This is a genomic window from Streptomyces marokkonensis (assembly GCF_039539045.1).
Taxonomy (GTDB): Bacteria; Actinomycetota; Actinomycetes; order Streptomycetales; family Streptomycetaceae; genus Streptomyces; species Streptomyces marokkonensis.
In genome coordinates this window covers 21,844-28,754 of sequence record NZ_BAABCQ010000100.1, presented here as the reverse complement: position 1 = coordinate 28,754, position 6,911 = coordinate 21,844, and the positions used below count along the sequence as shown (strand labels likewise).

Here is a 6,911-nt window from a genome sequence, read left to right as displayed (position 1 = left end):
GCGACACCATCCGCGTCTCCCTGTCCGCCCCGCCGGTCGAGGAGATCAAGGTCGGCATCCAGATCCTGGAGTCCCTGAACCTGCGTCAGCGCGGCCTGGAGATCGTCTCCTGCCCCTCCTGCGGCCGCGCCCAGGTCGACGTCTACAAGCTGGCCGAAGAGGTCACCGCCGGACTGGAGGGCATGGACGTCCCGCTGCGCGTCGCCGTCATGGGCTGCGTCGTCAACGGCCCCGGCGAGGCCCGCGAGGCCGACCTCGGCGTCGCCTCCGGCAACGGCAAGGGCCAGATCTTCGTCAAGGGCGAGGTCGTCAAGACCGTCCCCGAGTCGAAGATCGTGGAGACCCTCATCGAGGAGGCCATGAAGATCGCCGAGCAGATGGAGGCCGACGGCGTGACCTCCGGCGAGCCCTCGGTCTCCGTCGCGGGCTGAACCGCCGGACCGGCCTGCCGGCCGAGCCGCCGGACCGGCGGCAGGCTGAACGGCGGGCTGAACGGTCCCTCATATGCCGCGTCGCCCTGGGGGGCGGCGCGGCATATGCACGACAGGTACAGTGCGGGGACCAGCAGATCTCAGGGTGAGGCCCCCGCACGTGTTGACGCAGACCACCTCCCGCGTGCTCGAACCGAGCGACCTGGACGCCGCGCTCGCCGTCCTCGACCGCGAGCCGGTCGCGAACGCCTTCGTGACCGCCCGGGTGCAGATCGCCGGCCTCGACCCGTGGCGGCTCGGCGGCGAGATGTGGGGCTGGTACGAGCACGGCATGCTGACCTCCCTGTGCTACGCGGGCGCCAACCTCGTCCCCATCTGTGCCACCCCGCGCGCCGTCCGCGCCTTCGCCGACCGCGCCCGGCGGGCGGGCCGCCGCTGCTCCTCGATCGTCGGCCCCGCCGACACGACCGCCCAGCTGTGGCGGCTCCTCGAACCGGGCTGGGGCCCGGCCCGCGAGGTCCGCGCCCGACAGCCCCTCATGGTCACCGACCGCGTCCCCACCGACATCACCCCGGACCCCTACGTCCGCCGCGTCCGCAAGGACGAGATGGAGCGGATCATGCCGGCCTGCGTGGCGATGTTCACCGAGGAGGTCGGCATCTCCCCGATGGCGGGCGACGGCGGCCTGCTCTACCAGGCCCGGGTCGCCGAACTCGTCGGCTCCGGCCGTTCCTTCGCCCGTTTCGACACCGACGGCAGGGTCGTCTTCAAAGCCGAGATCGGCGCCGCCACCGACCGCGCCTGCCAGATTCAGGGCGTATGGGTGGCCCCCGAGTACCGGGGCAAGGGCCTGGCGGCGCCGGGTATGGCGGCGGTCCTGCGCTATGCGCTGGCGGACATCGCCCCGGTGGCCAGCCTGTACGTGAACGACTTCAACACGGCGGCACGGCGGTCGTACCGCCGCGTGGGCTTCCAAGAGGTGGGCGCCTTCATGAGCGTGCTCTTCTGACGGGGCGCGCTCTTCCCGCAGGGCATGCCCTCCCGACAGGACACGGCCGGCCGCCCATGACCGGCTCCCGAAACCGGCACCCTGACGACAACCCGTACACCCGGCCCCGGCCGGCAAAGCGCTAGGCTCCCGCACATGGACGTCGTGATCGGCCCACTGGACCTCGCCGCGCACGTGGACGAGGCCCTCGCGGTCCAGGCCGCCGCGTTCGGACTCGGCCCCGACGAGGTGGCCGTCCGCCGCCAGATCGTCCTGCGCCACATGACCTACCCCGGCGCCAGAGCACTCGGCGCCACCGTCGCGGGCGACCTCGTCGGCTTCGTCTACGGCATGCCCAACGACCGCTCCCACTGGTGGTCCACCGTCGTCGAGCCCTGCCTGCGCGCCCAGGGCAACGACGCCTGGCTCGACGACTCCTTCGTCATCACCGAACTCCACGTCCACCCGGCCCACCAGAACCGCGGCGCGGGCCGCTCCCTGATCACCACGATCACCGACAGCGCCGCCGAGCCGCGTTCGATCCTCTCCGCGATCGACACCGAGAGCCCCGCCCGCGGCCTCTACCGTTCCCTCGGCTACCAGGACCTCGCCCGCCAGGTTCTCTTCCCCAGCGCCCCCAAGCCGTACGCGGTGATGGGTGCCCCGCTGCCCCTGTGCCGCCCCCGGGACAGGCCCGGCGGCACATAACCGATTTCCGCCGGGCTGGACCACCCGGCTAACCTCCTAGCCACCACCCTTACGTAGCAGGAGACACGAGAACCATGGCCAACGCACCGGTCCAGCGCATGTCGAAGTTGATGGCGAAGACGCTGCGCGACGACCCGGCGGACGCCGAGGTCCTCAGCCACAAGCTGCTGGTCCGCGCCGGGTACGTGCGCCGCACCGCCGCCGGCCTGTGGAGCTGGCTGCCGCTCGGCAAGAAGGTCCTCGGCAACGTCGAGCGCATCGTCCGCGAGGAGATGGACGCCATCGGCGCCCAGGAGGTCCAGCTCCCCGCCCTGCTGCCGCGCGAGCCCTACGAGGCCACCGGCCGCTGGGAGGAGTACGGCCCCGAGCTGTTCCGCCTCCAGGACCGCAAGGGCGGCGACTACCTCCTCGGCCCCACCCACGAGGAGATCTTCACCCTGCTGGTGAAGGACCAGGCGTCCTCGTACAAGGACCTGCCGGTCATCCTCTACCAGGTCCAGAACAAGTACCGTGACGAGGCCCGCCCCCGGGCCGGCATCCTGCGGGGCCGCGAGTTCCTGATGAAGGACTCCTACTCCTTCGACGTCGCCGACGAGGGCCTCGCCGAGTCCTACGACCTGCACCGCGCCGCCTACCAGCGGATCTTCGAGCGCCTCGGCCTCGACTACCGCATCTGCGCCGCGACCGCCGGCGCGATGGGCGGCTCCAAGTCCGAGGAGTTCCTCGCCCCGGCCGGGGCCGGCGAGGACACCTTCGCCGACTGCCCGAACTGCGACTTCGCCGCCAACACCGAGGCGATCACCTACGCCCTCCAGCCCGTGGACGCGGCGGACGCACCGGCCGCCGAGGACATCCCGACCCCCGACACCCCCACCATCGAGACCCTCGCCGCCTCCCTCGGCGTCCCGGCCTCCGCCACCCTGAAGAACCTCCTCGTCAAGGTGGACGGCGAGATCGTCGCCGTGGGCGTCCCCGGCGACCGAGAGGTCGACATGGACAAGGTCGAGGCCCACTTCGCCCCGGCCGCCGTCGAGCTGGTCACCGCCGAGGACTTCGTGGGCCGTCCCGACCTGGTCCGCGGCTACGTCGGCCCGCAGGGCCTGGGAGACAAGGTCCAGTACATCGCCGACCCGCGCGTGGCCCCGGGCACGGCGTGGATCACGGGCGCCAACAAGGAGCACACGCACGCCAGGAACGTCGTGGCGGGCCGTGACTTCGAGGTCGACGCGTACGTCGACGTCGTCGTGGTCCGGGACGGCGACCCCTGCCCGAACTGCGGTACCGGTCTCAAGCTGGACCGCGCCATCGAGATCGGCCACATCTTCCAGCTGGGCCGCAAGTACACCGACGCCCTCAAGCTCGACGTCCTCGGCCAGAACGGCAAGCCGGCCCGCGTCACCATGGGCTCCTACGGCATCGGCGTCTCCCGCGCCGTAGCCGCCCTCGCCGAGCAGCACGCCGACGACAAGGGCCTCGTCTGGTCCAAGGAGGTCGCCCCGGCCGACGTCCACGTCGTCGCCGCCGGCAAGGCCCTGCAGACCGAGTTGGCCCTCGACGTCTCCGAGAAGCTGTCCGCCGCCGGCGTCCGCGTCCTGGTGGACGACCGGGCCGGCGTCTCCCCGGGCGTCAAGTTCACGGACGCCGAGCTCATCGGCGTACCCCAGATCCTGGTCGCCGGCCGCCGCTCCGCCGAAGGCGTGGTCGAGCTGAAGGACCGCCGCACCGGGGAGCGCGAGGAAGTGACGGTCGAGGAGGCCGTCACCCGCCTGACGGCCTGAGGTCGGCCCGACACCCCGACGCCTTGACGCCGCAGGGGGCGCCCACATTCGACGGGCGCCCCCTGCGGCATACCCGCGCGGTGTTCGCGTCCGTCCGCCTGCCTGTCTGCCTGTCTGCCTGTCTGCCTGTCCGCACGCCCGCAGCGCGCGCGGTGCCCGCCCGTGAGGCCCCGCGGCAGCCGGCTACAGCCAGCCCGCGAACTCCAGGAGCAGCTCCGCGTCCTGCTTCCGCCCCACCCGGCGGGCCCGTACCCCCGACTCGACGGCACGGAACAGCGTCCAGCCGCGCAGCCGATCCTGGTCGACCTCCAGTGACTCCGCGAGCCGCTTGACGCGGCGCCGGGTCGTCGAGGCGCCGGACGGCTGGGCGATGAGGTCCTCCACACGGTCCCGCACCAGCCGCGCGAGATCGAAGGCGTTCTCGCCGACCACCGGGTCGGGACCCACGGCCAGCCACGGCATCCGGTCACCGGCGAGCACCTTGCTCTGCCGGAACGTGCCGTGCAGGAGCCGCTGTTCGGGCGGCGCGGCCAGCAGTTCGGCACGGGCCGCGAGCGCCGCGTCGACCAGCGGCGCCACCTGCGGGTCGGCCACCGCTCCCGCCCGCATGGCCTCGGCCTGCCGCCCGGTCCGCTCGGCCACGGTCTCGAAGGGGTGACCGGCGGGCGGCTCCACCCACAGCCGCCGCAGCGTGCCCGCGGCCTCCAGCAGCGCCTTGGCCTCCGGCAGCGACCGCACCGACACGTCCGGATGCAACCGCTCCAGGAGCAGCACGCCCTCCGTGGTCTCCGCCTCGGTCTCCGCCCCGCGCAGCTGTACGGCGCCCAGCCCGCCCCAGTGGGCGAGCGCGGCCCGCTCGCTCTCCGGGCGCGCCCGGCGCGGGGCCAGCTTCAGCACCGCGGGCATTTTGTCGGCCGTCCGTACCAGGACCACCAGACTGCTGCGCCCGCCGGGCACCTGCACCCGATCCACGGCCAACTCGCGCAGCGCGACGGCCCGCTCCGCCGCTCCGGGCAGCTTCTCCAACCAGTCGTCACCGTCCGGTGCCGTCTCACCGAGCGCCCTGACCAGACGCCGCGGCGGTTCGAAAGCCATGCGCGAGCCGTTCCCTTCCCGTACGGGCAGCCGTACGTGTTACGCAGTCGGAGTCGCCCGAGCGGAAGCCGTGTCCTGGCCCGGGGGGCCCGCTGCCGTGCCCGATGCCGCCTCGGAAGCGGAGCCCGAAGCCGAATCCGGCTTCGACGTGCTGTCGGACCGTTCGGCGAGCCCTGGGAAGGCTACGCTGCCGCCCCGCCACCGAACCGCCCGGACCGCCGCCTCGCGCAGCGCCCCGGCCGCCGTGGCCCGCCGGTCCGCCTCGGCCGCCCGCACCAGGTCCGAGTAGACCCCGGCCACCCGGTCCTCCAGCTCGGCCGCCAGCCGTACCGCCGCCGCCGAGTCCGGCACCGCGAAGGGCAGCGCGTACCCGGCTGCCGCGGCGACCGGCTTGCCGCCCAGGTCGCGCACCTCGCGGGCCAGCGCGTCCCGCCGCGCCCGGTGAGCGTCGTACGCCGTCCGTGCCGCGGTGCGCCGTTCCTCGCCGATCCGTCCGCCGACGACCCCGTAGCCGTAGACGGCCGCGTGCTCCGCCGCCAGTGCCGCCTGAAGGGCGTCCAGCTCCCGCTTCTCCGACCCGCTCACCCGTCAGCCTCCGTCAGCAGATACACGTGCGCCGCCCCGGCGGCCGCCACCGAGGCCAGCAGTCGCGCCAACTCGCCCGGCACCTCCAGCAGCGCCTCGGCCCGCCGGTCGGCCAGCTCCCGCTCGGTGGCGGCGAGCAGGGCCAGAGCGTCCTTCTCCGTCGTCGGCACGGCGCCGGAACCATCCCCAGGACCGGCGGCCTTCGCGGAGACCGAGGGCGATGCCTCGGACGGGCCGGACGCCCCGGGCGAGGCCGCGGGCACGGCGCCGAACGCCTCAGCGTGCCGTACGACCTCGGCGTGCAGCGGCCGCAGCCGCTCCGCCAGTCCCGGATGCGCGGCCGTCACCGCCGCGTACCGCCCGGCCAGTTCCTCGCTGTCCCGGGCCGCACGCGCGCGTGCCCGGTCGTCGGCCGGCGGATCGCCCTCCGTACCGCCGGAGTCCGACCCGCCGGTACAGCCGACGAGTAGGGCGGCCCCGGCGGCCGACGCGAGCAGGGTTCTTCGGCGCGGCCCCGAGGGCAGGCGCGGCGATGAGGAAAACGACACGGCAGACGTCCTCGACAGGCTCGTACGGAAGCGAAGGCAAAGCGACGGGCGACGCGACGGGACTCCGCGGTGCGGCCTGCCCGTGATCACGGTACCCGGGCCCCGCCCGGGCACCACTCATCGGCACCGCCGTGCCCGGGGTGGACGGCAACACCCCTCGGGACCGGATACCCTTTGACCAGACACGCGCACCGTCCCACAACAGCACACGCGGCCGAGGAGTCACCCGGATGAGCACCACCCAGAGCGAGAGGCTGCGAGAGCTGCTGGAGCCGCTCGTCGCCTCCCAGGGCCTGGACCTCGAAGAGATCGCGGTGGACTCGGTCGGCCGCAAGCGTGTGCTGAGTGTCGTCGTCGACTCCGACACCGGTGCGGACCTGGACCGGATCGCCGATGTGAGCCGCGCGCTCTCGGCGAAGCTCGACGAGACCGACGCGATGGGCGAGGGGGAGTACACCCTCGAGGTCGGCACCCCGGGCGCGGAGCGCTCCCTCACCGAGCACCGCCACTACGTGCGCGCCACGGACCGCCTCGTGCGGTTCCAGCTCCACGAGGGTGGGGAACTGGTCGCGCGCATCCTCGACGTGGACGACGACGGACTCGACCTCGAAGTGCCGGGAGTGAAGGGCCGCAAGGCCACCACCCGCAGACTCGCCTTCGGCGACATCGACAAGGCACGCGTCCAGGTCGAGTTCAGCCGCAAGGACACCAAGAACAGCAAGAACAGCAACAACGACAACGACACGAACGACACAACGGAAGACGAGGAGGCGTAGCC

7 protein-coding genes and 1 pseudogene are annotated in these 6,911 nt (G+C 73.1%); 5 read left to right on the top strand and 3 right to left on the bottom strand.

The window, feature by feature from the left end; translation table 11 throughout:
- From ABEA26_RS23120 to ABEA26_RS23105, 4 genes and pseudogenes are all read left to right on the top strand, one after another.
- Positions 1-431 (top strand): annotated as a pseudogene (locus tag ABEA26_RS23120) (flavodoxin-dependent (E)-4-hydroxy-3-methylbut-2-enyl-diphosphate synthase); the annotation flags it as partial.
- 160 nt (positions 432-591) lie between these two features.
- A complete protein-coding gene (locus tag ABEA26_RS23115) occupies positions 592-1,440 on the top strand; it encodes a GNAT family N-acetyltransferase (RefSeq protein ID WP_345595093.1) in 849 nt (282 codons plus the stop codon).
- A 135-nt stretch (positions 1,441-1,575) separates the two neighbouring features.
- Positions 1,576-2,127 (top strand): GNAT family N-acetyltransferase, encoded by a 552-nt coding sequence (locus tag ABEA26_RS23110; RefSeq protein ID WP_345595091.1) that lies wholly within the window; start codon positions 1,576-1,578, stop codon positions 2,125-2,127.
- A 74-nt stretch (positions 2,128-2,201) separates the two neighbouring features.
- Positions 2,202-3,905, top strand: coding sequence for a proline--tRNA ligase (locus ABEA26_RS23105; protein ID WP_345595089.1), 1,704 nt, complete (start codon positions 2,202-2,204; stop codon positions 3,903-3,905).
- 183 nt (positions 3,906-4,088) lie between these two features.
- Here ABEA26_RS23105 and ABEA26_RS23100 read toward each other — a convergent pair whose 3' ends face one another.
- The 3 genes from ABEA26_RS23100 to ABEA26_RS23090 are packed head-to-tail and all read right to left on the bottom strand — an operon-like array spanning position 4,089 to position 6,133.
- A complete protein-coding gene (locus tag ABEA26_RS23100) occupies positions 4,089-5,000 on the bottom strand; it encodes an aminoglycoside phosphotransferase family protein (protein WP_345595087.1) in 912 nt (303 codons plus the stop codon).
- 39 nt (positions 5,001-5,039) lie between these two features.
- Positions 5,040-5,585 carry a ferritin-like domain-containing protein gene (locus ABEA26_RS23095; protein ID WP_345595085.1) on the bottom strand — a complete coding sequence of 182 codons (546 nt, stop codon included), beginning with the start codon at positions 5,583-5,585 and terminating at the stop codon, positions 5,040-5,042.
- On the bottom strand, positions 5,582-6,133 hold the full coding sequence (locus ABEA26_RS23090) for a hypothetical protein (RefSeq protein ID WP_345595083.1): 552 nt from the start codon (positions 6,131-6,133) through the stop codon (positions 5,582-5,584). Before ABEA26_RS23090 ends, ABEA26_RS23095 begins: the two co-directional genes overlap by 4 nt.
- Positions 6,134-6,363: 230 nt before the next feature.
- Here ABEA26_RS23090 and rimP point away from each other — a divergent pair, with 230 nt between their 5' ends.
- Positions 6,364-6,909 carry a ribosome maturation factor RimP gene (gene rimP / locus ABEA26_RS23085; RefSeq protein WP_345595081.1) on the top strand — a complete coding sequence of 182 codons (546 nt, stop codon included), beginning with the start codon at positions 6,364-6,366 and terminating at the stop codon, positions 6,907-6,909.
- Positions 6,910-6,911 lie beyond the last annotated feature (2 nt).

Coding starts and splice junctions, on each gene's coding strand:
- ABEA26_RS23110 (WP_345595091.1), top strand. CDS start 1,576: ATGGACGTCGTGATCGGCCCACTGGACCTCGCCGCGCACGTGGACGAG.
- ABEA26_RS23105 (WP_345595089.1), top strand. CDS start 2,202: ATGGCCAACGCACCGGTCCAGCGCATGTCGAAGTTGATGGCGAAGACG.
- ABEA26_RS23100 (WP_345595087.1), bottom strand. CDS start 5,000: ATGGCTTTCGAACCGCCGCGGCGTCTGGTCAGGGCGCTCGGTGAGACG.
- rimP (WP_345595081.1), top strand. CDS start 6,364: ATGAGCACCACCCAGAGCGAGAGGCTGCGAGAGCTGCTGGAGCCGCTC.